The organism is Allobosea robiniae (assembly GCF_900102525.1).
GTDB classification, from domain to species: Bacteria; Pseudomonadota; Alphaproteobacteria; order Rhizobiales; family Beijerinckiaceae; genus Allobosea; species Allobosea robiniae.
In genome coordinates, this window is the sequence record NZ_FNBZ01000006.1 from 63,186 (window position 1) to 85,072 (window position 21,887).

At 66.0% G+C, this 21,887-nt stretch carries 24 protein-coding genes; all 24 read left to right on the forward strand.

Annotated elements, in window-relative coordinates; all coding sequences use genetic code 11:
* Positions 1–222: 222 nt before the first annotated feature.
* The 24 genes from BLQ70_RS17040 (at position 223) to BLQ70_RS17155 (ending at position 21,886) form a co-directional block, all read left to right on the forward strand.
* Positions 223–603: an NADH-quinone oxidoreductase subunit A gene (locus tag BLQ70_RS17040; RefSeq protein ID WP_061968175.1), complete on the forward strand. Its 381-nt coding sequence runs from the start codon at positions 223–225 to the stop codon at positions 601–603.
* Between the two features lie 65 nt (positions 604–668).
* The gene (locus tag BLQ70_RS17045) at positions 669–1,253 is read left to right on the forward strand and encodes a NuoB/complex I 20 kDa subunit family protein (RefSeq protein ID WP_061968173.1); all 585 of its coding nucleotides are present in this window, start codon (positions 669–671) and stop codon (positions 1,251–1,253) included.
* 41 nt (positions 1,254–1,294) lie between these two features.
* Positions 1,295–1,900, forward strand: coding sequence for an NADH-quinone oxidoreductase subunit C (locus BLQ70_RS17050; protein ID WP_091859019.1), 606 nt, complete (start codon positions 1,295–1,297; stop codon positions 1,898–1,900).
* Positions 1,900–2,340 carry a GFA family protein gene (locus tag BLQ70_RS17055; RefSeq protein ID WP_061968170.1) on the forward strand — a complete coding sequence of 147 codons (441 nt, stop codon included), beginning with the start codon at positions 1,900–1,902 and terminating at the stop codon, positions 2,338–2,340. Before BLQ70_RS17050 ends, BLQ70_RS17055 begins: the two co-directional genes overlap by 1 nt.
* Complete coding sequence (locus tag BLQ70_RS17060; RefSeq protein WP_061968168.1) at positions 2,337–3,527, forward strand: NADH-quinone oxidoreductase subunit D; 1,191 nt, start codon at positions 2,337–2,339, stop codon at positions 3,525–3,527. Before BLQ70_RS17055 ends, BLQ70_RS17060 begins: the two co-directional genes overlap by 4 nt.
* Positions 3,527–4,774 (forward strand): NADH-quinone oxidoreductase subunit NuoE, encoded by a 1,248-nt coding sequence (gene nuoE / locus BLQ70_RS17065; RefSeq protein ID WP_091859021.1) that lies wholly within the window; start codon positions 3,527–3,529, stop codon positions 4,772–4,774. The genes BLQ70_RS17060 and nuoE overlap by 1 nt, the downstream gene beginning before the upstream one ends.
* A gap of 11 nt (positions 4,775–4,785) precedes the next feature.
* Positions 4,786–6,090, forward strand: a complete 1,305-nt coding sequence (gene nuoF / locus BLQ70_RS17070) for an NADH-quinone oxidoreductase subunit NuoF (RefSeq protein WP_091859024.1) — start codon at positions 4,786–4,788, stop codon at positions 6,088–6,090.
* A gap of 4 nt (positions 6,091–6,094) precedes the next feature.
* Entirely contained in the window at positions 6,095–8,158 is a 2,064-nt protein-coding gene (gene nuoG / locus BLQ70_RS17075) for an NADH-quinone oxidoreductase subunit NuoG (protein WP_091859027.1), read from the forward strand.
* Between the two features lie 6 nt (positions 8,159–8,164).
* Positions 8,165–9,217 carry an NADH-quinone oxidoreductase subunit NuoH gene (gene nuoH, locus BLQ70_RS17080; RefSeq protein WP_061968162.1) on the forward strand — a complete coding sequence of 351 codons (1,053 nt, stop codon included), beginning with the start codon at positions 8,165–8,167 and terminating at the stop codon, positions 9,215–9,217.
* Entirely contained in the window at positions 9,214–9,450 is a 237-nt protein-coding gene (locus tag BLQ70_RS17085) for a hypothetical protein (RefSeq protein WP_091859029.1), read from the forward strand. Before nuoH ends, BLQ70_RS17085 begins: the two co-directional genes overlap by 4 nt.
* A gap of 20 nt (positions 9,451–9,470) precedes the next feature.
* Positions 9,471–9,959, forward strand: coding sequence for an NADH-quinone oxidoreductase subunit NuoI (gene nuoI / locus BLQ70_RS17090; protein WP_038367698.1), 489 nt, complete (start codon positions 9,471–9,473; stop codon positions 9,957–9,959).
* A gap of 187 nt (positions 9,960–10,146) precedes the next feature.
* Entirely contained in the window at positions 10,147–10,770 is a 624-nt protein-coding gene (locus tag BLQ70_RS17095; RefSeq protein ID WP_091859032.1) for an NADH-quinone oxidoreductase subunit J, read from the forward strand.
* Complete coding sequence (nuoK, locus tag BLQ70_RS17100; protein ID WP_047575211.1) at positions 10,770–11,078, forward strand: NADH-quinone oxidoreductase subunit NuoK; 309 nt, start codon at positions 10,770–10,772, stop codon at positions 11,076–11,078. The genes BLQ70_RS17095 and nuoK overlap by 1 nt, the downstream gene beginning before the upstream one ends.
* A 29-nt stretch (positions 11,079–11,107) precedes the next feature.
* On the forward strand, positions 11,108–13,117 hold the full coding sequence (nuoL, locus tag BLQ70_RS17105; RefSeq protein WP_091859036.1) for an NADH-quinone oxidoreductase subunit L: 2,010 nt from the start codon (positions 11,108–11,110) through the stop codon (positions 13,115–13,117).
* Between the two features lie 4 nt (positions 13,118–13,121).
* Positions 13,122–14,633 carry an NADH-quinone oxidoreductase subunit M gene (locus BLQ70_RS17110; RefSeq protein WP_061968156.1) on the forward strand — a complete coding sequence of 504 codons (1,512 nt, stop codon included), beginning with the start codon at positions 13,122–13,124 and terminating at the stop codon, positions 14,631–14,633.
* A gap of 9 nt (positions 14,634–14,642) precedes the next feature.
* Complete coding sequence (gene nuoN, locus BLQ70_RS17115) at positions 14,643–16,070, forward strand: NADH-quinone oxidoreductase subunit NuoN (RefSeq protein ID WP_061968154.1); 1,428 nt, start codon at positions 14,643–14,645, stop codon at positions 16,068–16,070.
* 117 nt (positions 16,071–16,187) lie between these two features.
* The gene (locus tag BLQ70_RS17120) at positions 16,188–16,946 is read left to right on the forward strand and encodes a biotin--[acetyl-CoA-carboxylase] ligase (protein WP_091859039.1); all 759 of its coding nucleotides are present in this window, start codon (positions 16,188–16,190) and stop codon (positions 16,944–16,946) included.
* Between the two features lie 111 nt (positions 16,947–17,057).
* On the forward strand, positions 17,058–18,728 hold the full coding sequence (locus BLQ70_RS17125) for a ribonuclease J (RefSeq protein ID WP_091859041.1): 1,671 nt from the start codon (positions 17,058–17,060) through the stop codon (positions 18,726–18,728).
* Between the two features lie 33 nt (positions 18,729–18,761).
* Complete coding sequence (gene mce / locus BLQ70_RS17130) at positions 18,762–19,166, forward strand: methylmalonyl-CoA epimerase (protein ID WP_091859718.1); 405 nt, start codon at positions 18,762–18,764, stop codon at positions 19,164–19,166.
* 5 nt (positions 19,167–19,171) lie between these two features.
* A complete protein-coding gene (locus BLQ70_RS17135) occupies positions 19,172–19,564 on the forward strand; it encodes a RidA family protein (protein ID WP_061968148.1) in 393 nt (130 codons plus the stop codon).
* Positions 19,561–19,791 carry a DUF1467 family protein gene (locus BLQ70_RS17140; RefSeq protein WP_061968147.1) on the forward strand — a complete coding sequence of 77 codons (231 nt, stop codon included), beginning with the start codon at positions 19,561–19,563 and terminating at the stop codon, positions 19,789–19,791. Before BLQ70_RS17135 ends, BLQ70_RS17140 begins: the two co-directional genes overlap by 4 nt.
* Before the next feature lie 387 nt (positions 19,792–20,178).
* Positions 20,179–20,730: a peptidylprolyl isomerase gene (locus tag BLQ70_RS17145; protein WP_061968145.1), complete on the forward strand. Its 552-nt coding sequence runs from the start codon at positions 20,179–20,181 to the stop codon at positions 20,728–20,730.
* Between the two features lie 41 nt (positions 20,731–20,771).
* Complete coding sequence (locus tag BLQ70_RS17150; RefSeq protein WP_061968144.1) at positions 20,772–21,416, forward strand: hypothetical protein; 645 nt, start codon at positions 20,772–20,774, stop codon at positions 21,414–21,416.
* Complete coding sequence (locus BLQ70_RS17155) at positions 21,416–21,886, forward strand: peptidylprolyl isomerase (protein ID WP_091859044.1); 471 nt, start codon at positions 21,416–21,418, stop codon at positions 21,884–21,886. Before BLQ70_RS17150 ends, BLQ70_RS17155 begins: the two co-directional genes overlap by 1 nt.
* Position 21,887 lies beyond the last annotated feature (1 nt).

Genomic DNA, 21,887 nt, shown 5'->3' on the forward strand with positions numbered 1-21,887 from the left:
TGATTGCCGTTCCCGCATGCCGAAAGCAGGCGGTTTTGTCGGATTTTCGCCACTGCTCTGCAGGGCGATGGCGGGACGTGGCCGGATTTTGCCGCATTCTGCGCTGGGTTCAACCCGGATACGGCGATTGTGCGGCGCGGCGGAGTCTTGCTTCATTCTAATCGAGGGTCTAAGCGACTGGGACAGCGCGCCGCCCCACGGCCGTCTGAAGTGAGTTCGACCATGCAAGCTGCCACGGTGCCTTCCATCCTGAGCGACTACCTGCCTCTGGTGCTGTTCATCGGCGTCTCGGCGGTCATCGGCCTGGCCCTGCTCATCGCGCCCTTCGCGATCGCCTATTCGAAGCCGGATGCGGAAAAGCTCTCGGCCTATGAATGCGGCTTCAACGCCTTCGACGATGCGCGCATGAAGTTCGACGTCCGGTTCTACCTGGTCGCGATTCTCTTCATCATCTTCGATCTGGAGGTCGCGTTCCTGTTCCCCTGGGCCGTCGCCTTCGGCGGGCTCGGCTGGTATGGCTTCTGGTCGATGATGATCTTTCTCGGCGTGCTCACCGTGGGTTTCATCTACGAGTGGCGCAAGGGCGCGCTGGAGTGGGACTGACTGTCGGGTTGCGAGGCGGCGCTCCGCTTTCGATCCGGCAGGCAAAGGTTCACAAGGATTAGGTTATGGCAATCACAGCGATCGATCGTGGTGATCCGCTCGTTGCGCAGGCGCCGAGGGGCTTGCTCGGTCCCGACGGCAAGCCGCTGGGGACGCGTGATCCCTTCTTCGTCGAGATCAACAACGAGCTGGCCGACAAGGGCTTCCTCGTCACCGCGACCGACGATCTGATCAACTGGGCCCGCACGGGCTCGCTGATGTGGATGACCTTCGGCCTGGCCTGCTGCGCCGTCGAGATGATGCAGCTCTCGATGCCGCGCTACGATGTCGAGCGCTTCGGCTTCGCGCCGCGCGCCTCGCCGCGCCAGTCCGACGTGATGATCGTCGCGGGCACGCTGACCAACAAGATGGCTCCCGCTCTGCGCAAGGTCTACGACCAGATGCCGGAGCCGCGCTACGTCATCTCGATGGGCTCCTGCGCCAATGGCGGCGGCTACTACCACTACAGCTACTCGGTGGTGCGCGGCTGCGACCGCATCGTCCCGATCGACATCTATGTCCCGGGCTGCCCGCCGACGGCAGAGGCGCTGCTTTACGGCGTCCTGCTGCTGCAGAAGAAGATCCGCCGCACCGGCACGATCGAGCGCTGAGCGCTCCGTCGGTCGATGCTGCAGGCGATGAAGGTGAGACGATGAGCGAAGCGCTCGTACAACTCGGCGAAGAGATCAAGGCCGCGCTGCCCGGCGCGGTGACGGAGGCGGTCGTCGCCTTCGAGGAGCTCACGATCCATGCCGAGGCGGCTTCGATCGTCGCGGTCCTGCGTGCGCTCTACAGCGATCCGCGCTTCCGCTTCGTGAACTTCACCGATCTCGCCGGCGCCGACTATCCCGGCCGCGAGAAGCGCTTCGACGTCGTCTACCATCTGCTGGCGCCGCATCATAACCGCCGCATTCGCGTCAAGGTCCAGACCGACGAGGCGACGCCCGTCCCCTCCGTGATCGAGGTCTTCCCGGCGGCGAACTGGTTCGAGCGCGAGGCTTACGACTTCTACGGCATCCTGTTCTCCGGCCATCCTGACCTGCGCCGCATCCTCACCGATTACGGTTTTGAGGGTTATCCGCTGCGCAAGGACTTCCCGCTGACCGGCTTCGTCGAGGTCCGCTACGACGACGAGCAGAAGCGTGTCGTCTACGAGCCGGTGAAGCTCAACCAGGAATTCCGCAACTTCGATTTCCTCTCGCCGTGGGAAGGCACGGACTACGTGCTGCCGGGCGACGAGAAGGCGAAGGGGGCGTGATGACGGCTGCGGCGGAAAAACTCTCCGGCGGTTGTCTCTGCGGTTCCATCCGCTTCACGGCGACGCCCAAGAACGATGAGATGGATGTCTGCCATTGCGGCATGTGCCGGAAATGGAGCGGCGGCGTCTTCATGGCCGTGTCCTGTGGCGACGTGACGATCGAGGACGACAGCCAGCTCGGCAGCTACGTCTCGTCCGAATGGGCGATGCGGCAGTTCTGCCGGAACTGCGGCTCGAGCCTGTTCTGGCGCCTGCGCGAAGGCGAGGGCCATGTCGCCGTGGCCTTCCAGAGCTTCGACGACACCGGATCGTTCAAGTTCCTCGAAGAGATCTTCATCGATGAAAAGCCGGCGCTTTATGCCTTCGCCGGCGAGCGCCCGCGGCTGACGGGTGCCGAAGTGATGGCGCGCTTCCAGGCGCAGCAGGAAGGCCGGTCATGACCGAGCACAATATCCGCAATTTCTCGATCAATTTCGGCCCGCAGCACCCGGCCGCGCACGGCGTGCTGCGCCTCGTGCTGGAGCTCGACGGCGAGATCGTCGAGCGCGTCGATCCCCATATCGGCCTGCTGCATCGCGGCACCGAGAAGCTGATCGAGGCCAAGACCTATCTCCAGGCTGTGCCCTATTTCGACCGGCTCGACTATGTCGCGCCGATGAACCAGGAGCATGCCTTTGCGCTCGCGGTCGAGCGCCTCGTCGGCGTGACCGTGCCGCGCCGCGGCCAGCTCATCCGCGTGCTCTATTCCGAGATCGGCCGCATCCTCTCGCATCTGCTCAACGTCACCACGCAGGCGATGGACGTCGGCGCCCTCACGCCTCCGCTCTGGGGCTTCGAGGAGCGCGAGAAGCTGATGATCTTCTACGAGCGGGCCTGCGGCGCGCGCATGCATGCGGCCTATGTCCGGCCCGGCGGCGTGCACCAGGATATCCCGGTCTCGCTGATTCATGACATCGCCGAGTGGTGCGATCCCTTCCTCAAGGTCTGCGACGACCTCGAAGGGCTGCTCAGCGACAACCGCATCTTCAAGCAGCGCAACGTCGATATCGGCGTGGTCGATCTCGAAACCTGCTGGAAATGGGGCTTCTCGGGCGTGATGGTGCGCGGCTCCGGCGCGCCCTGGGACCTGCGCAAGTCGCAGCCCTACGAGTGCTACGAGGAGATGGAATTCGACATCCCCGTGGGCAAGAACGGCGATTGCTTCGACCGCTATCACATCCGCATGGAAGAGATGCGCCAGTCGGTGCGCATCATGAAGCAGTGCTGCGACAAGCTCTTGGCGCCTGATGGCGGCGGCCCGGTCTCCTCGCTCGACGGCAAGATGGTTCCGCCCAAGCGCGGCGAGATGAAGCGCTCGATGGAAGCGCTGATCCACCACTTCAAGCTCTATACCGAGGGCTACAAGGTGCCGGCCGGCGAGGTCTATGCCGCCGTCGAGGCGCCGAAGGGCGAGTTCGGCGTCTATCTGGTCTCCGACGGCACCAACAAGCCCTATCGCTGCAAGATCAAGGCCCCGGGCTTCGCCCATCTCCAGGCCATGGATTTCATGTGCCGCAAGCACATGCTCGCCGACGTCTCCGCGATCCTCGGCTCCCTCGATATCGTCTTTGGTGAGGTGGACCGCTAATGTCCGTCCGTCGTCTCGCGCCCGATCCCATCCAGCCTGCCTCCTTCGCCTTCACCGCGGCGAACGAGAACTGGATCGACCAGCAGATCGCCAAGTACCCCGAAGGCCGCCAGGCTTCCGCCGTCATCCCGCTTCTGTGGAAGGCGCAGGAGCAGGAGGGCTGGGTCTCGCGCGCCGTGATCGAGACCGTCGCGAAGCGCTTAGGGATGGCGCCGATGCGCGTGCTGGAGGTCGCGACCTTCTACACGATGTTCAACCTGCAGCCGGTTGGCGAGTTCTTCGTCCAGCTCTGCGGCACGACGCCCTGCGCCCTGCGCGGTGCGGAGGCGCTGAAGAAGGTCTGTGAGGACGTCATCGGCCCGCAATCGACCGTGACCGCCGACGGCAAGCTGTCCTGGCTCGAGGTCGAGTGCCTGGGCGCCTGCTGCAACGCCCCGATGGCGCAGATCAATGTCGATTACTACGAGGACCTGACGCCGGCTTCCTTCCGCCAGCTTCTCGACGACATGCGCAATGGCCGCGCCACCAAGCCCGGCCCGCAGAACGGCCGCACCGGCTCCGAGCCGGAAGGTGGCCCGCAGACGCTGACCGACAAGGCGCTCTATGACGGCTCGATGATCGGCGCCGGCGACTGGCAGAAGCGCGTCGTCGAGCAGCGCAAGGCTGCCGCCGAGGCCGCCGCCGCCAAGGCCGCCGCCGAGGCTGAGGCCAAGAAAGCTGCCGAAGCCGAGGCGAAGAAGGCCGAGGCGACCCCGGCCGCCGTCGCTACCAAGCCTGCGACCGAGACGGCCGCTGCCGGCCGTCCGAAGCCCTCTGCTCCCGCCCAGCCTTCGAGCGCCGCGAACGATACGCCGGCCGCCAAGGGCAAGGTCGAGAAGAAGGATGTCGCCGAGGCTGCCAAGCCTGCTGCTACGGCCAAGCCTGCTGCTGTGGCGAAGCCCGCGCCTGCGCCGGCTGCAACCGACGAGAGCAAGCCCGAACTGCTGACCGCCGCGCGCGGCGGCAAGGGCGACGATCTCGAACTGATCTGGGGCGTCGGGCCGAAGCTGGCTAAGATGCTCAACGAGATGGGGGTCTGGCATTACGACCAGATCGCCAAATGGACACCGGCGGAGCTCGCCTGGGTCGATGCGCGGCTGACCGGCTTCAAGGGCCGGGCGCTGCGTGACGACTGGATTGCTCAGTCGAAGAAGCTCGCGACGGGCTGGCGCCCGGAGTCGAAGCTTGGCGACAAGCCGGCAGAGTGAGGCACTAGGACATGCTCGCAGATCGCGATCGCATCTTCACCAATCTCTACGGCCTGCATGACCGTACCCTGAAGGGTGCGATCCAGCGCGGCGCCTGGGATGGCACCAAATTCCTGCTGGAGCAGGGCCGGGACTGGATCATCGACGAGATGAAGAAGTCCGGTCTGCGCGGCCGTGGCGGCGCCGGCTTCCCGACCGGGCTGAAATGGTCGTTCATGCCCAAGGTCAGCGACGGGCGCCCGCATTATCTCGTCGTCAACGCCGACGAGTCGGAGCCGGGCACCTGCAAGGACCGCGAGATCATGCGCAACGACCCGCATACGCTGGTCGAGGGCTGCCTGATCGCCTCCTTCGCCATGGGCGCGCATGCGGCCTATATCTATATCCGCGGTGAATATATCCGCGAGCGCGAGGCGCTGCAGCGCGCCGTCGACGAGGCCTATGCCGCCAAGCTCATCGGCAAGGACAACGTCCACGGCTATCCCTTTGATCTCTATGTGCATCACGGCGCCGGCGCCTATATCTGCGGCGAGGAGACGGCGCTGCTGGAGAGCCTCGAAGGCAAGAAGGGCATGCCGCGGCTGAAGCCCCCATTCCCCGCCAATATGGGCCTCTATGGCTGCCCGACCACGGTGAACAATGTCGAGTCGATCGCGGTCGCGCCGACCATCCTGCGCCGCGGCGCGAGCTGGTTCTCCTCGCTCGGCACGCCGAACAATGTCGGCACCAAGGTGTTCTGCATTTCCGGCCACGTGAACAAGCCCTGCAACGTCGAGGAGGCGATGGGCATCCCGTTCCGTGAGCTGATCGAGAAGCATTGCGGCGGCATCCGCGGCGGCTGGGACAACCTCAAGGCGGTCATCCCCGGCGGTTCTTCGGTCCGCATGGTCCCGGCCGAGCAGATCATCGACACGCCGATGGATTTCGATTCGCTCTCGAAGCTGCGCTCCGGCCTCGGCACGGCGGCGGTCATCGTGATGGACAAGTCGACCGACATCGTCCGCGCCATCGCCCGCATCAGCCATTTCTACAAGCACGAGAGCTGCGGCCAGTGCACGCCCTGCCGCGAAGGCACGGGCTGGATGTGGCGCGTCATGGAGCGCATGGCCGAGGGCCGCGCCCAGAAGCGCGAGATCGACATGCTGCTCGACGTCACCAAGCAGATCGAGGGCCACACCATCTGCGCGCTCGGTGACGCAGCCGCCTGGCCGATCCAGGGCCTGATCGCGCATTTCCGTCACGAGATCGAGCAGCGCATCGACGACTATGCCGCCAATCCGCACAGCGAGCCTGTGCGCCTGATGGCGGCGGAGTGAGACCATGACGAAACTCCTCATCGACGGCGTCGAGGTCGACGTACCCGCCGAGTACACGGTTCTCCAGGCCTGCGAGGCGGCTGGCGCCGAGGTGCCGCGCTTCTGCTTCCACGAGCGCCTCTCGATCGCCGGCAACTGCCGCATGTGCCTCGTCGAGGTGAAGGGTGGCCCGCCGAAGCCGCAGGCTTCCTGCGCCATCGGCGTGCGCGATCTGCGCCCCGGCCCGAACGGCGAGCCGCCGGTCGTCCTGACCAAGTCGCCGATGGTCAAGAAGGCCCGCGAAGGGGTGATGGAGTTCCTGCTCATCAACCACCCGCTGGATTGCCCGATCTGCGACCAGGGCGGCGAGTGCGACCTGCAGGACCAGGCCATGGCCTATGGCGTCGACACCTCCCGCTATGCCGAGAACAAGCGCGCGGTCGAGGACAAGTATATCGGCCCGCTGGTCAAGACCTCGATGACGCGCTGCATCCAGTGCACGCGCTGCGTCCGCTTCACCACCGAGGTCGCCGGAGCCTCCGACCTCGGCGCCATCGGCCGTGGCGAGGACATGGAGATCACGACCTATCTCGAGCAGGCGATGTCGTCGGAGCTGCAGGGCAACGTCGTCGATCTCTGCCCGGTCGGCGCGCTGACGTCCAAGCCCTACCAGAACAAGGCCCGGCCCTGGGAGCTCTCCAAGACCGAGAGCATCGACGTGATGGACGCCGTCGGCTCGGCCATCCGCGTCGACTCGCGCGGCAAGGAAGTGATGCGCATCCTGCCCCGCCTCAACGAGGCGGTGAACGAGGAGTGGATTTCCGACAAGACCCGCCATGTCGCCGACGGCCTGCGCACGCAGCGTCTCGACCGGCCCTATATCCGCGAGAACGGCCGCCTGCGCCCCGCGAGCTGGAACGAGGCTTTCGCCGCCATCGCCAACAAGGTGAAGGCGACGGCGCCTGAGAAGATCGGCGCCATCGCCGGCGATCTCGCGGCGGTCGAGGAGATGTTCGCGCTGAAGAGTCTGATCGCCTCGCTCGGCTCCGCCAATCTCGACGCCCGCCAGGACGGCACCAAGCTGCATCCGAAATTCGGCCGCGCTTCTTACGTCCTCAACGCCGGCATCGCTGGCATCGAGGATGCGACCTCGCTGCTGATCATCGGCTCGAACCCGCGCCGCGAGGCGCCGATCCTGAACGCACGCATCCGCAAGCGCTGGCTGCGTGGCGACTTCAAGGTCAGCGTCATCGGCGACAAGGCCGACCTGACCTACGCTTACGATTATCTCGGCGCCGGCCCGGAAACGCTGGCCGAAATCGTCAAGTCGGCCAAGGCCACTGGGGCCAAGCCGATGGTGCTGGTCGGGCAGGGCGCTCTCGCCCGCGCCGACGGCGAGGCCGTGCTCTCGCTCGCCGCCAAGGCGGCGCAGGCGCTCGGCGCCGTCGCCGAGGGCTGGAACGGCTTCGGCGTGATCCACACCGCCGCCGCCCGCGTCGGCGCGCTCGATCTCGGCTTCGTGCCGGGCGAGGGCGGTCTCGATGCCGCCGCGATGGTGAAGCCGGGCGCGCTCGACGTGCTCTTCTTGCTCGGCGCCGACGAGATCGAGGTGCCGGACGGCGTCTTCGTCGTCTACCAGGGCACGCATGGCGACAAGGGCGCTCACCGCGCCGACGTCATCCTGCCGGGCGCGGCCTATACCGAGAAGTCCGGCACCTATGTGAACACGGAAGGCCGTGTGCAGATGGGCGACCGCGCCACCTTCCCGCCGGGCGATGCCCGCGAGGACTGGGCGATCCTGCGCGCGCTCTCAGGGGCTCTCGGCAAGACACTGCCCTTCGACTCGCTGCCCGGCCTGCGCAAGGCGCTCTACGAGGCGCATCCGCATTTCGCGGCGCTTGACGGCCTCCCGGCCAACGACGCCTCGGAGATCGGCAAGCTCGCCGGCCTCGGCGGAAAGACCGACAAGGCGGGCTTCGCGCCCGTCGTCGCCGATTTCTATCAGACCAACCCGATCGCGCGTGCCTCCGCCGTGATGGCGGAATGCTCGGCGCTGGCCTCCGGCCGGCATCAGCAGGCGGCGGAGTAAGCGACCATGAACTGGGACCTCGTCCTCGATATCGCGATCATCCTCGGCAAGAGCCTGCTGCTGCTGGTCTGCCTGCTGGTCTTCATCGCCTATATCCTGCTGGCCGACCGCAAGGTCTGGGCGGCGGTGCAGCTCCGCCGCGGCCCGAACGTGGTCGGACCCTGGGGCCTGTTCCAGAGCTTCGCCGACCTGATCAAGTTCGCGCTCAAGGAGCCGATCATCCCGTCCGGTGCCAACAAGGGCATCTTCCTGCTGGCGCCCTTCATCTCCTGCCTTCTGGCGCTCGGCGCCTGGGCGGTGATCCCGGTGGCGGAAGGCTGGGCGATCGCCGACATCAATGTCGGCGTGCTCTATATCCTCGCGATCTCCTCGCTCGGCGTCTACGGCATCATCATGGCCGGCTGGGCCTCGAACTCGAAATACCCGTTCATGAGCGCGCTGCGCTCGGCGGCGCAGATGGTGTCCTACGAGGTCTCGATCGGCTTCGTGATCATCACCGTGCTGCTCTGCGTCGGCTCGCTGAACCTCTCGGCGGTGGTCGAGGCGCAGCAGAACCGCGGTTTGGCGCATGCGCTCGGCGTGCCGTGGCTCTCGATCCTGAACTGGTACTTCATCCCGCTCTTCCCGATGTTCGTGGTCTTCTTCATCTCGGCGCTGGCCGAGACGAACCGGCCGCCCTTCGATCTGGCCGAGGCGGAATCCGAGCTCGTGGCGGGCTTCATGGTCGAGTATTCCTCGACCCCGTACCTGCTGTTCATGCTCGGCGAATACGTGGCGATCATGACCATGTGCTCGCTGACCACGATCCTGTTCCTCGGTGGCTGGGCGCCGCCGGTCGCGCTGCCGCCCTTCACCTGGCTGCCCGGCGTGTTCTGGTTCGCGCTCAAGGTCTGCTTCGTGTTCTTCATGTTCGCGCTGGTTAAGGCCTTCGTGCCGCGCTACCGCTACGACCAGTTGATGCGCCTGGGCTGGAAGGTCTTTCTGCCGCTCTCCATCGGTAGCGTCGTGATCGTGGCGCTGGTGCTGCAGTTGACCGGCTGGGGCCCGGTCGCGGGATGAGTTGGGCCGGCCCGCTCGGCGCCCTGATCGGCTTCGGGCTCGGCCTGCTGGAATACCGGCTGATGTCGGCCGTGGTGATCGGGGCGCTCCGGCGCACGGATCGCTCGGAGACCGAAGCCGAGAGAGCTGACTACGAGCGCCGCATTCGCATCCTGCGGGCGGTGCTGGTTGTGATGACGATCGGCGTGATGCCGGTCCTGGGTTTCGTGATCGGCCGGACTGTGTTCGGCTGAGGATGTAAAGGACGAAGGCGATGTCACTCGCGCAAGCCGCAAGGGGCCTGCTGCTGAAGGAGTTCGTCGGGGCTATCGGCCTGTCGATGCGCTATTTCTTCAAGCCGAAGGCGACGCTGAACTACCCGTTCGAGAAGGGCCAGCTTTCGCCGCGCTTCCGTGGCGAGCACGCACTGCGCCGCTATCCGAACGGCGAGGAGCGCTGCATTGCCTGCAAGCTCTGCGAGGCGATCTGCCCGGCGCAGGCCATCACCATCGAGGCCGGCCCGCGCCGCAACGACGGCACGCGCCGCACCACCCGTTACGACATCGACATGACCAAGTGCATCTACTGCGGTTTCTGCCAGGAAGCCTGCCCGGTCGATGCCATCGTCGAGGGGCCGAATTTCGAGTTCGCGACCGAGACCCGCGAGGAGCTGTTCTACGACAAGGACAAGCTGCTCGCGAACGGCGCGCGCTGGGAACGCGAGATCGCGCGCAACATCGCGATGGATGCGCCCTATCGGTGATCGACCGACCTCCGGCGTCGTCCCGCGATGATGCCGAAGGGTGCGATTGAGTTCACAGACCCGCCGTGCGGTTGTCCCGCCCGGCGGGCCTGATTATAGACGCTCCAAATTGCTGCGGGCCTTCTGAGTCCCGGAGCACGAACCAAACGAGGACCGCGCCGAAAAGGGGCGGGAAGGGCTGGCCGAGATGAATGCCGCAGCGGCTTTCTTCTATCTCTTCGCAGGGGTGACCGTGGCATCCGCCTTCATGGTGGTGACCTCGCGCAACCCCGTGCATTCCGTGCTGTTCCTGATCCTGGCCTTCGTCAACGCGGCCGGGCTCTTCATGCTGCTCGGCGCCGAGTTCCTCGCGATGCTGCTGGTCGTCGTCTATGTCGGCGCGGTCGCGGTGCTCTTCCTCTTCGTGGTGATGATGCTCGACGTCGATTTCGCCGAGTTCCGCCAGGGCTTCCTGAATTACCTGCCGATCGGCGCGCTGATCGGCTTCATCTTCGCCGTCGAGCTGCTGCTGGTCGTCGGCGCCTGGGTCATCGATCCGCAGATCGTCAAGGCGCCGGTCGCCGCGATCCCGGCGGGCATCTCGAACACCGAGGCGCTCGGCCGCGTGCTCTACACCCAGTATGTCTATTACTTCCAGGCGGCCGGCCTCGTGCTGCTCGTCGCCATGATCGGCGCGATCGTGCTGACGCTGCGCGACCGCGCCGGCATCAAGCGCCAGCACGTCCCGACGCAGAACGCCCGCACCAAGGACGCGGCGATGGCGGTCAAGCAGGTGCCTTCGCGCGCCGGTGTCCCCGAGGAGATGGCGTGATGACGATCGGACTGGGCCATTATCTCGCCGTCAGCGCCATCCTCTTCACGCTCGGCGTGCTCGGCATCTTCATCAACCGCAAGAACGTCATCGTCATCCTGATGTCGGTCGAGCTCATCCTGCTCTCGGTCAACATCAACTTCGTCGCCTTCTCGAGCTTCCTGAACGACATCGTCGGCCAGGTCTTCGCGCTGCTCGTGCTCACGGTGGCGGCGGCTGAGGCCGCGATCGGTCTCGCCATTCTCGTCGTCTACTTCCGCAACCGCGGCACGATCGCGGTGGAAGACATCAACATGATGAAAGGCTGAGCGCACCCACGCGCCTGGACCTCACTGCCATGTATCACGCGATCGTCTTCCTCCCTCTCATCGGCTTCCTGATCGCCGGCCTCTTCGGCCGGCTGATCGGCGCGCGCGGCTCCGAGATCGTCACGACCTCGCTGCTGATGGTCTCCGCCGCCCTGTCCTGGGTCGCGCTCACCCAGGTCGGCTTCGGCTCCGGCACGACCCGCGTGCAGGTCGCGAGCTGGATCTCCTCCGGCGAATTGCAGGTCGACTGGGCCTTCCGCGTGGACACGCTGACGGCGGTGATGCTGGTCGTGGTCAACACGGTCTCCAGCCTCGTGCACCTCTACTCGATCGGCTACATGCACGAGGACGAGCACCGCTCGCGCTTCTTCGCCTATCTCTCGCTCTTCACCTTCGCGATGCTGATGCTGGTGACGGCGGACAACCTCGTCCAGATGTTCTTCGGTTGGGAGGGCGTCGGCCTGGCCTCCTATCTGCTGATCGGCTTCTGGTACCAGAAGCCCTCGGCCAATGCGGCTGCGATGAAGGCCTTCATCGTCAACCGCGTCGGCGATTTCGGCTTCCTGCTCGGCATCTTCCTGATCTTCGTGCTCTTCGGTGCCGTCACCTTCGACGCCATCTTCCCGCGCGCCGGCGAGATGGTGAGCCAGAGCTTCCGCTTCCTTGGCTATGACTGGAACGCCCTGACCCTGACCTGCCTGCTGCTGTTCATGGGCGCGATGGGCAAGTCGGCGCAGTTCCTGCTGCACACCTGGCTGCCGGACGCGATGGAAGGCCCGACCCCGGTTTCGGCCCTCATCCATGCCGCGACGATGGTCACGGCCGGCGTGTTCATGGTGGCGCGGCTGTCGCCGGTGTTCGAATACGCGCCCGTCGCGCTCACCGTTGTCGTCGTCATCGGCGCGACCACGGCCTTCTTCGCGGCGACGGTCGGCCTCGTGCAGAACGACATCAAGCGCGTCATCGCCTATTCGACCTGTTCGCAGCTCGGCTACATGTTCGTCGCGCTCGGCGTCGGCAATTACGGCGCCGGCATCTTCCACCTCTTCACCCATGCCTTCTTCAAGGCGCTGCTGTTCCTGGGCGCCGGCTCGGTCATCCACGCGATGCATCACGAGCAGGACATGCGCCACATGGGCGGCCTCCGGAAGCACATCCCCCTGACCGCCGCCGCCATGACGATCGGCACGCTGGCGCTGACCGGCTTCCCGGGCTTCGCCGGCTACTTCTCGAAGGACGCCGTCATCGAGAGCGCCTATGCCTCGGTGGCGCATGGCGGCCTCGCCTCGTCCTATGCCTTCGTGCTGCTGGTCGTCGCAGCCGGCATGACCTCGTTCTACTCCTGGCGGCTCTATTTCATGACCTTCGAGGGCGCCCCGCGCTGGGGCCATGGTCACGACGCGCATGGTCACGGCCATGACGATCACGCCCATGCCGCTGATGGGCACGACGATCACGGCCACGGCCATGACCACACGCCGCATGAGAGCCCCTGGACGATGCTGGTTCCGCTCGCCGTGCTCTCGCTCGGCGCGATCGTGGCCGGCTACGCCTTCAAGGAAGCCTTCATCGGCCACGACTTCGAGCATTTCTGGAAGTCGGCGCTGTTCATGGGCAAGGACAACCACATCCTGCACGCCATGCACGAAGTGCCGAAATGGGTCGTCTGGTCGCCCTTCGTGGCGATGGTGATCGGCTTCGCGCTGGCCTGGTACATGTACGTCCGTCGGCCCGAGATCCCGGGCAAGCTGGCGGCCGCCAACCCGGCGCTCTACCAGTTCCTGCTCAACAAGTGGTACTTCGACGAGCTCTACGACTTCCTGTTCGTCAGGCCCGCGAAGTGGCTCGGCCGCTTCCTCTGGAAGAAGGGCGATGGCCTCGTCATCGACGGCTTCGGCCCGGACGGCGTCTCGGCCCGCGTGGTCGACGTCACCAATCGGGTGGTCCGGCTTCAGACCGGCTATCTCTATCACTATGCCTTCGCCATGCTCATCGGTGTCGCTGGGCTCGTGACCTGGTATCTCGTGGCGCGCGGGTGAGATGATGTTCGGTTTCGGTATCCTCACCGGTCTCCTGATCCTGCCGCTGGTCGGCGCTGCCTTCATCCTGGTGCAGCGTGGCGACGAGGCTTCGGTCAACTCCAATGCGCGCTGGGCGGCGCTCGTCACGACGGTGCTCACCTTTGTGCTGGCCTGCGTCGCCTGGGGGCGCTTCGACACGGCCAATCCCGGCTTCCAGCTGGTCGAGACCCATGGCTGGGTTTCGGAGTCCATCAAGTTCAAGCTCGGCGTCGACGGCTTCTCCTTCCCCTTCATCGTGTTGACGGCGTTCCTGATGCCGTTCTGCATCCTCGCGTCCTGGACCTCGGTCGAGAAGCGGGTGCGCGAGTACATGATCGCGTTCCTGGTGCTGGAAGCGCTGATGATCGGCGTCTTCGCTGCGCTCGATCTCGTGCTGTTCTATCTGTTCTTCGAGGCCGGCCTGATCCCGATGTTCCTGATCATCGGCATCTGGGGCGGCAAGCGGCGCGTCTACGCCTCCTACAAGTTCTTCCTCTACACGCTGCTCGGCTCGGTGCTGATGCTGCTGGCGGTGATGGCGATGTACTGGAACGCCGGCACCACCGACATCCCGACACTGCTGGCGCACAAGTTCCCGTCGCAGATGCAGCCCTGGCTGTGGCTGGCCTTCTTCGCCTCCTTCGCGGTGAAGATGCCGATGTGGCCGGTCCATACCTGGCTGCCCGACGCCCACGTCGAGGCGCCGACCGCCGGCTCCGTCGTGCTGGCGGCGATCCTGCTGAAGATGGGCGGCTACGGCTTCATCCGCTTCTCGATTCCGATGTTCCCGGAAGCCTCGGCCCTGTTCGCGCCGCTGGTCTTCGCCCTCTCCGTCATCGCCATCGTCTACACCTCGCTGGTGGCGCTGATGCAGGAGGACATGAAGAAGCTGATCGCCTATTCCTCGGTCGCCCATATGGGCTTCGTCACGATGGGTCTCTTCACCCTGACGCCGCAGGGCATCCAGGGTGCGATGTACCAGATGGTCAGCCACGGGCTGGTCTCCGGCGCGCTCTTCCTCTGCGTCGGCGTGATCTACGACCGCATGCACACCCGCGAGATCGCCGCCTATGGCGGGCTGGTGAACCGCATGCCGGCCTATGCCGTGGTCTTCATGATCTTCACCATGGCCAATGTCGGCCTGCCCGGCACGTCCGGCTTCGTCGGCGAGTTCCTGACGCTGCTCGGCGCCTTCCGCGCCAACCCCTGGGTGGCTTTCATCGCGACGTCGGGCGTCATCCTCTCGGCTGCCTACGCGCTCTGGCTCTACCGCCGCGTCGTCTTCGGCGAGCTGGTCAAGCCGGAGCTGAAGGACATCAAGGACCTGAACCCGCGTGAATTCGTGATCCTGGTCCCGCTCGTCCTGCTGACAATCTGGTACGGCATCCAGCCGCACACGATCCTCGACGCCTTCGCGGCGCCGACCGAAGCGCTCATCAAGAACTATCAGGCAGCCCTCGCCGTCGCCAAGACGGCGCTGGCGGCCGCGCAGTAAGGTCTCGTCATGGCTCTGCCCGCTCTCGGCCCGGCCCTGCCGGAAATCATCCTCGCCCTCGGCGCCATCACGATGGTGCTGGTCGGTGCGATCCAGGGCGAGCGCGCCACGCGCCTGCTCGAAGGGCTGGCGCTCGCGCTGCTCGCGGTCGCGCTGGTGATGGTTGTCTCAGGCAGCGGCAAGATGCTGACCTTCAACGATGGCTTCATCGTCGACGGCTTTGCCCGCTTCATGAAGGTGCTGACGCTGCTCGGTGCCGGCGCCTCCATCCTGCTTTCGGCCGATACGCTGCGGCGCCAGGGCACGATGCGTTTCGAATTCCCGATCCTGGTCGTGCTCGCGACGATCGGCATGATGATGATGATCTCGGCGAACGATCTCATCAGCCTCTATGTCGGCCTCGAGCTGCAGTCGCTGGCGCTCTATGTCGTCGCCGCATTCGACCGCGACAACGCGAAATCGACCGAAGCCGGCCTGAAGTATTTCGTGCTCGGCGCGCTCTCCTCCGGAATGCTGCTCTATGGCGGCTCGCTGGTTTACGGCTTCACTGGCACCGTCACCTTCCCGGGCATCGCCGCGGCGACGGCGGGCGGCCATGCCGGCATCGGCCTGATCTTCGGCATCGTCTTCATCGCCGCCGGTGTCGCCTTCAAGATCTCGGCCGTGCCGTTCCACATGTGGACGCCGGACGTCTACGAGGGCGCGCCCACCCCGGTCGCGGCCTTCTTCGCCTCGGCGCCCAAGATGGCCGCCATGGCGATGGTGATCCGCGTCTTCATCGGCGCCTTCCCGGGCGCGATCCATGACTGGCGCCAGATCATCGTCTTCATCTCGATCGCCTCGATGGCGCTCGGCGCCTTCGCCGCGATCGGCCAGCGCAACATCAAGCGCCTGCTCGCCTATTCCTCGATCGCCAACATGGGCTACGCGCTGGTCGGCCTCGCCGCCGGCACGGCCGAGGGCGTGCAGGGCGTGATGACCTATATGGCGATCTATCTCGCCACGACACTTGCCGCCTTCGCCTGCGTGCTGATGATGCGCCGCGACGGCAAGCTGGTCGAAGACATCTCGGAACTCGCCGGCCTGTCCCGCACCAATGGCTGGATGGCGTTCGCGATGTCGATGATGATGTTCTCGCTTGCCGGCATCCCGCCGCTCGCGGGCTTCTGGGCGAAGTGGTACGTCTTCCTCGCCGCGATCAATGCGAAGCTCTATGTGCTCGCCGTCATCGGCGTGCTGACCAGCGTGGTCGGCGCCTATTACTACCTGCGCCTCGTCAAGGTGATGTATTTCGACGAGCCGAAGCCGGCCTTCGAGACGTCCGATCTCGGCGTTCGCGCGGTGCTGCTGGTCTCGGCGGTCTTCGTGCTGGTGCTCTCGCTGGTGCCGGCACCGCTCTTCGACTCGGCGGCTGCTGCGGCCAAGTCGCTGTTTTGATGTCTCCCCGCCATGGTCGGGCTTGTCCCGACCATCCACGTCTTCGGTCGGCGAGCGTGGTGTTCAAGACGTGGATGCTCGCCACAAGGGCGAGCATGACGGCGTCGACCAACTCCCATGCTCGGTGAGGCCGCCCGCGCCGCGGGCTATCGGCTGATCGTCCGCGACGAGGTCGGCTCCACCATGGAGGAGGCGCGTCGCGCGCTCGATCAGGGCGAACCGGGCAAGCTCTGGATCGTCGCCCGCAGCCAGAATTCCGGCAGGGGTCGTCATGGCCGGCAATGGGGCTCGCCGCCCGGCAATCTCTACGCCAGCCTGCTGCTGACCGATCCGTGCGAACCGGCGCTGGCGCCGCAACTGGGTTTCGTGGTGGGCCTCGCCTTGCACGATGCCGCCGCGAAGCTGCTTGGTCCGGCCGCATCCGGGCTGAAGCTGAAATGGCCGAACGACCTGCTGCTCGACCGCGCCAAGACCTCCGGCCTGCTGCTGGAGGGCGAGAGCCGGGCAGGGCGGCTCAACATTATCGTCGGCTGCGGCGTCAACATCGCCTCCTGCCCTCCCGATACGCCCTATCCCGCTACCTTTCTCAAGGCTACGGCGCCGCAGGCCAATGTCGAGGCCATGCTCACGGGCCTGAGCGACGCCTTCGCCCGGCGCTTCGCCGTCTGGTCGCAAGCCGGCGGCTTCGGCCCGACCCGCGCCGCCTGGCTGGAACGCGCCGCCTTCCTGGGTGAGACCATCACCATCCGCCTGCCCGAAGGGCCGCTCACCGGCATCTTCATCGGCCTCGACCCGACCGGGCGCCTCGAACTCGAAACCGAAGCCGGCCGCCGCGTCATCGATGCCGGCGACCTCTTCTTCGGCCCTCCGGGCTGATCCAGCCATCTCTCCAGCCTCCGTCGATCTGGAGGCTACCTTGCTGGCGTGCTAGGGCTCGTTGCCATCACGCGGCATAAGATCAAGCCATTGCCAAAATCAGGATTGCCAGTGACCCGTTCCAGCGACCAGCTCGTCTTCGTTCCCCTCGGCGGCCTCGGCGAGATCGGCATGAACGCCGCTCTCTACGGCTTCGGGCCCGAGGGACGGCGAAAGTGGATTCTGGTCGATTGCGGCCTGTCCTTCGCCGGGCCGGAGGCGCCGGGCGTCGATATCGTCCTGCCCGACCTGCGCTACATCATCGAGGAACGGGCGAACCTGCTCGGCATCGTCATCACCCATGCCCATGAGGACCATATCGGCGCGCTCGCGGCGCTGTGGCCCTCCCTGCGTGCGCCGGTCTATTGCACGCGCTTCGCCGCCGGCCTTCTCGCCACGCGCCGCCTCTCGGAGCCTGGCGCGCCGAGCGTCGAGATCAACGTCGTGCCGCAGGGCGGGGCGATCACGCTCGGTCCGTTCGATATCGAGTTCGTGCCGGTGGCCCACTCGATCCCGGAATCGAACGCGCTGGCGATCCGCACGCCCGCCGGCCTCGTCGTCCATACCGGCGACTGGAAGATTGATCCGACCCCGCGCGTCGGCCTGCCCACCGACGAGAAGCGCCTGCGCGAGCTCGGCGACGAGGGCGTTCTGGCGCTGATCTGCGATTCGACCAATGTCATGCGTGACGGCACGAGCCCGAGCGAGGCCGATGTCGCCGCCAAGATGAAGGAACTGGTCGCCTCGGCGCCGGGGCGCGTCGCCGTCACCACCTTCGCCTCCAATGTCGCGCGCCTGCGCGCCGTCGCGGAAGCCGCGATGGCCAACGACCGCGAGGTCGTGGTCGTCGGCCGTGCGATGGACCGCGTCATCGATGTCGCCCGCGAATGCGGCTATCTCGACGGCATTCCCGGATTCCGCGCGGTCGATGCCTATGGCTACCTGCCGCGCGACAAGGTCGTGGCGCTGGTCACCGGCAGCCAGGGCGAGCCGCGCGCCGCGCTCTCGCGCATCGCCTCGGATGACCATCCCGAGATCGCGCTCTCGCCCGGCGACCGCGTGATCTTCTCCTCGCGCACCATTCCCGGCAACGAGAAGTCGGTCGGCAACATCCTGAATGCGCTGGCCCGCGACAAGATCGAGATCATCACCGACAGGACGCATCTGGTCCATGTCTCCGGCCATCCGCGCCGCGAGGAGATGGCCCGGCTCTATGGCTGGCTGAAGCCGCAGATCGCGATCCCCGCCCATGGCGAGGACCTGCATCTCGCTGAGCATGAAACCTTCGCCAGAAGCCTCGGCGTGAAGCATGTGCTGCGCGCCGGCAACGGCGACGTGGTCGCGATCTCGGGCGAGGGCGCCCGCAAGGTCGACGAGGTCCGGCATGGCCGGCTCTACCAGGACGGCTCGCTGCTGGTGAACGCTCTCGAGAAAACCATTCAGGAGCGTCGCCGCCTGTCCTTCGCCGGCATCGTCTCGATTGCGGTGGCTATCGACGACAAGGGTGGCATCGCCGGCGAGCCGGAGATCGCCGTGCTCGGCCTGCCGCCGCGCACCCTCGGCGGCATCGATTTCGACGAATACGTCGCCGATACCGTGGGCGATCTGCTCGATAATATCCCGAAGGCCCGCCGCCGCGACCCCGAGGCCCTGCGCAACGCGCTGGAGCGCGGCGTGCGCAGCGCCGTCAACGACGAGTGGGGCAAGAAGCCGCTGGTGCATGCTCTCGTGATCGAGGTGTAGAAAGGCCGTACGGCCACGCCGGAGAGGATGAAGATGATCGGACGCCTGAACCACGTCGCCATTGCGGTGAAGGACCTCGAAGCCTCCACGGCGCTCTACCGCGACACGCTGGGTGCGCGCGTCTCGCAGCCACAGCCTGAGCCGGAGCACGGCGTCACGGTCGTCTTCGTCGAGCTGCCGAACACCAAGATCGAATTGCTGGAGCCGCTCGGCGCCGACTCGCCGATCGCGAAGTTCCTCGAGCGCAATGCGGATGGCGGCATCCATCACATCTGCTACGAGGTCGACGACATCCTCGCGGCGCGCGACCGGCTGAAGGCCCAAGGTGCCCGCGTGCTCGGCTCCGGCGAGCCGCGCATCGGCGCCCACGGCAAGCCGGTGCTCTTCCTGCACCCCAAGGACTTCCTCGGTACGCTGGTCGAACTCGAACAGGCCTGACGACAATGACCGCCATTGCTTTTCTCGGCCAGCCGGAAGCCGGCTCGCCACGCCCCTTCAGCGCCGCGACCGTCGCGGGCGGGCTCGTCTTCGTCTCCGGGCATTCGGCGCCGCATGACCCGGCGCGTGGCGTCCATCGCGGCGCGACACCCGCCGAGGAGGTCCGCAATGCGCTCGGCCGCGTCGCCGAGATACTGGCGGAGGCGGGAAGTTCCCTCGACCGCGTCGTGCAGATGACGATGCTGATCACCGACCCGGCCGATTATGCCGCCTGCAACGCCGAATACGTGAAGCATTTCCCCGGTGGCCTGCCGGCCCGTCATACTGCGCGCTTCGGCGTGCCGACCGAGGCGAAGGTCGCCTTTTCCTGCATCGCGCTCGCGGGGGCCTCAGCATGAATATCGTCGGCGGCCTCGCGCTTTATTTCGTGATCTGGTGGATCACGCTCTTCGCGGTGCTGCCCTTCGGCATCCGCAGCCAGCACGAGGCAGGCGAGGTCGTGGCCGGCACCGAGCCTGGCGCGCCCGTGTTCCCCGGATTGCTGAAGAAGGCCGTCATCACCTCGCTGATCGCGGCCGTGATCTTCGCCGGCGTCTGGTATCTCTGGGTGAGCTACGACATCTGAGGTCAGGCGCATCCGCTCAGGGTACCGCCCAAGAAAAAAGGCAAGGCCGATGCCTTGCCTTTGGTAGTCCGCTTTTACCGCTGCACCGGCGCACGTCTCCGAAAAGCGTGCGACTCATTTTGCAAGGCGGGCGTTTGTTCCTCCCAAGACCTGGTCCGCAGCGCTTCGACTGGCAAAGCGCTCCCAGCGCCGGAAGGATTAGCCGATTGTGACGGCTCTGTCACCAGTTTAGGCAGCATCAGCCTGGAATTTTTGCAAGATTAGTCTTCCTTGCACTTGTGCAGTGCAGCAAGGGCGGGCGCGTGTCGATCCGATGCCTTGTTCCGGTCAAAGGATAGGGCTATCGACCGGCATCCGCCGGGCTCGCCGGCGGCCATGGAGATTTTCATGCTGCGCAGCTCGCTCGCCGCCCTTGCCGTCGTCGCCTCGCTCGGTTTCGCCCAGGCACAGAGCCCGAAGGCCGATCCGGAAAACACCGTCATCCTCGAGACCAAGGATGGCCCCGTGACGATCCGCCTGCGGCCGGATCTCGCGCCGAAACATGTCGCCCAGATCAAGGCACTGGTGAAGCGCGGCTTCTATGACGGCATCGTCTTCCACCGCGTCATCGACGGCTTCATGGCCCAGACCGGCGATCCGACCGGCACCGGCACCGGCAAGTCCGACCTGCCGAACCTGCCCGCCGAGTTCACCCCGACGCCCTACAAGGTCGGCTCGCTCGGCATGGCCCGTTCGTCCTCGCCGGATTCAGCCAATTCGCAGTTCTTCATCTGCTACGAGGGCTGCGGCTCGCTGACCGGCCAGTACACGCTCTTCGGCGAGGTCGTTTCCGGCATGGATGCCGTGCGCAAGATCAAGAAGGGCTCCAGCGCCAATAACGGCCAGGTGAGCAATCCCGACAAGATCGTCCGCATGCGCATGCAGGCCGACGCCAAGTAAGCCGGCTCAAAGCGGGCAGGACGAGCCGGGGAGGTGCGGCGATGCTTCGGACGGCCCTGATCGGGATCGCCCTGGTGCTCGGCCTGGGCGGAGCGCTCGCGCAGGAGACGCGCGATCTCGGCCTGCCGCCGCCGTCCGGCTCGCAGAATCCGGTTCTGCCCCCGCCTTCGGGCTCGCAGAACCCGATCTTGCCGCCGCAGAGCGGCCAGCGCTACAATCCGGGTGTCGGCGGTCCCTTCAGGGGCGACGACATTCCCGGCCTCGACCAGCGCCGGCTCGGTTCGCCGCGCGTTCTGCAGGGCACTGGCGAGATCGGGCTGATCGGTCAGGTCACGCCTGACGCGCCGCCGGACGGCACGGAAACCGTCGACCGGCTCGACGAGATCGCGCCGGCTGTGCGGCGCTGCTGGAACCCGCCGCCATTGCCCGGCGATCTGACGGGCGCGATGGTGTCGCTGCGCTTCAGCCTGCGGCGTGACGGCAGCCTCTTCGGGCAGCCGCGCGTCACCTGGGAGACCAAGCGCGGCGATGCCGCATTCCAGCAGCGCTTCAGCGATTCCGCCGTCGCCGCGATCCGTTCCTGCACGCCGATGAGGTTGTCGGCGGGCCTCGGAGCGAGTATCGCGGGGCGACCCTTCACCATCCGCTTCCACGGCCGCACGCGGCTCAATGAAAGGCAAACCTGATGTCCCTCGATCCCGAGAACACCCTCGTCATGGAAACCACCAAGGGCAAGGTGGTCATCAAGCTGCGTCCCGATCTCGCGCCGGGCCATGTCGAGCGCATCAAGCTGCTCGCCCGCGAGGGCTTCTATGACGGCATCGTCTTCCATCGCGTCATCGACGGCTTCATGGCCCAGGTCGGCTGCCCGCACGGCACCGGCACCGGCGGTTCGAGCTATCCGGACCTGAAGCAGGAGTTCAACGCCGAGCCGCATGTCCGCGGCATCTGCTCGATGGCCCGCGCCCAGAACCCGAACTCGGCCAACAGCCAGTTCTTCATCGTGTTCGACGATGCCCGTTTCCTCGACAAGCAGTACACCGTCTGGGGCGAGGTCGTTGAAGGCATGGACAATGTCGACCTGATCAAGCGTGGCGAGCCGGTGCGCGATCCCGATTCGATCGTCTCGATGAAAGTGATGGCCGACGCGGCCTGAT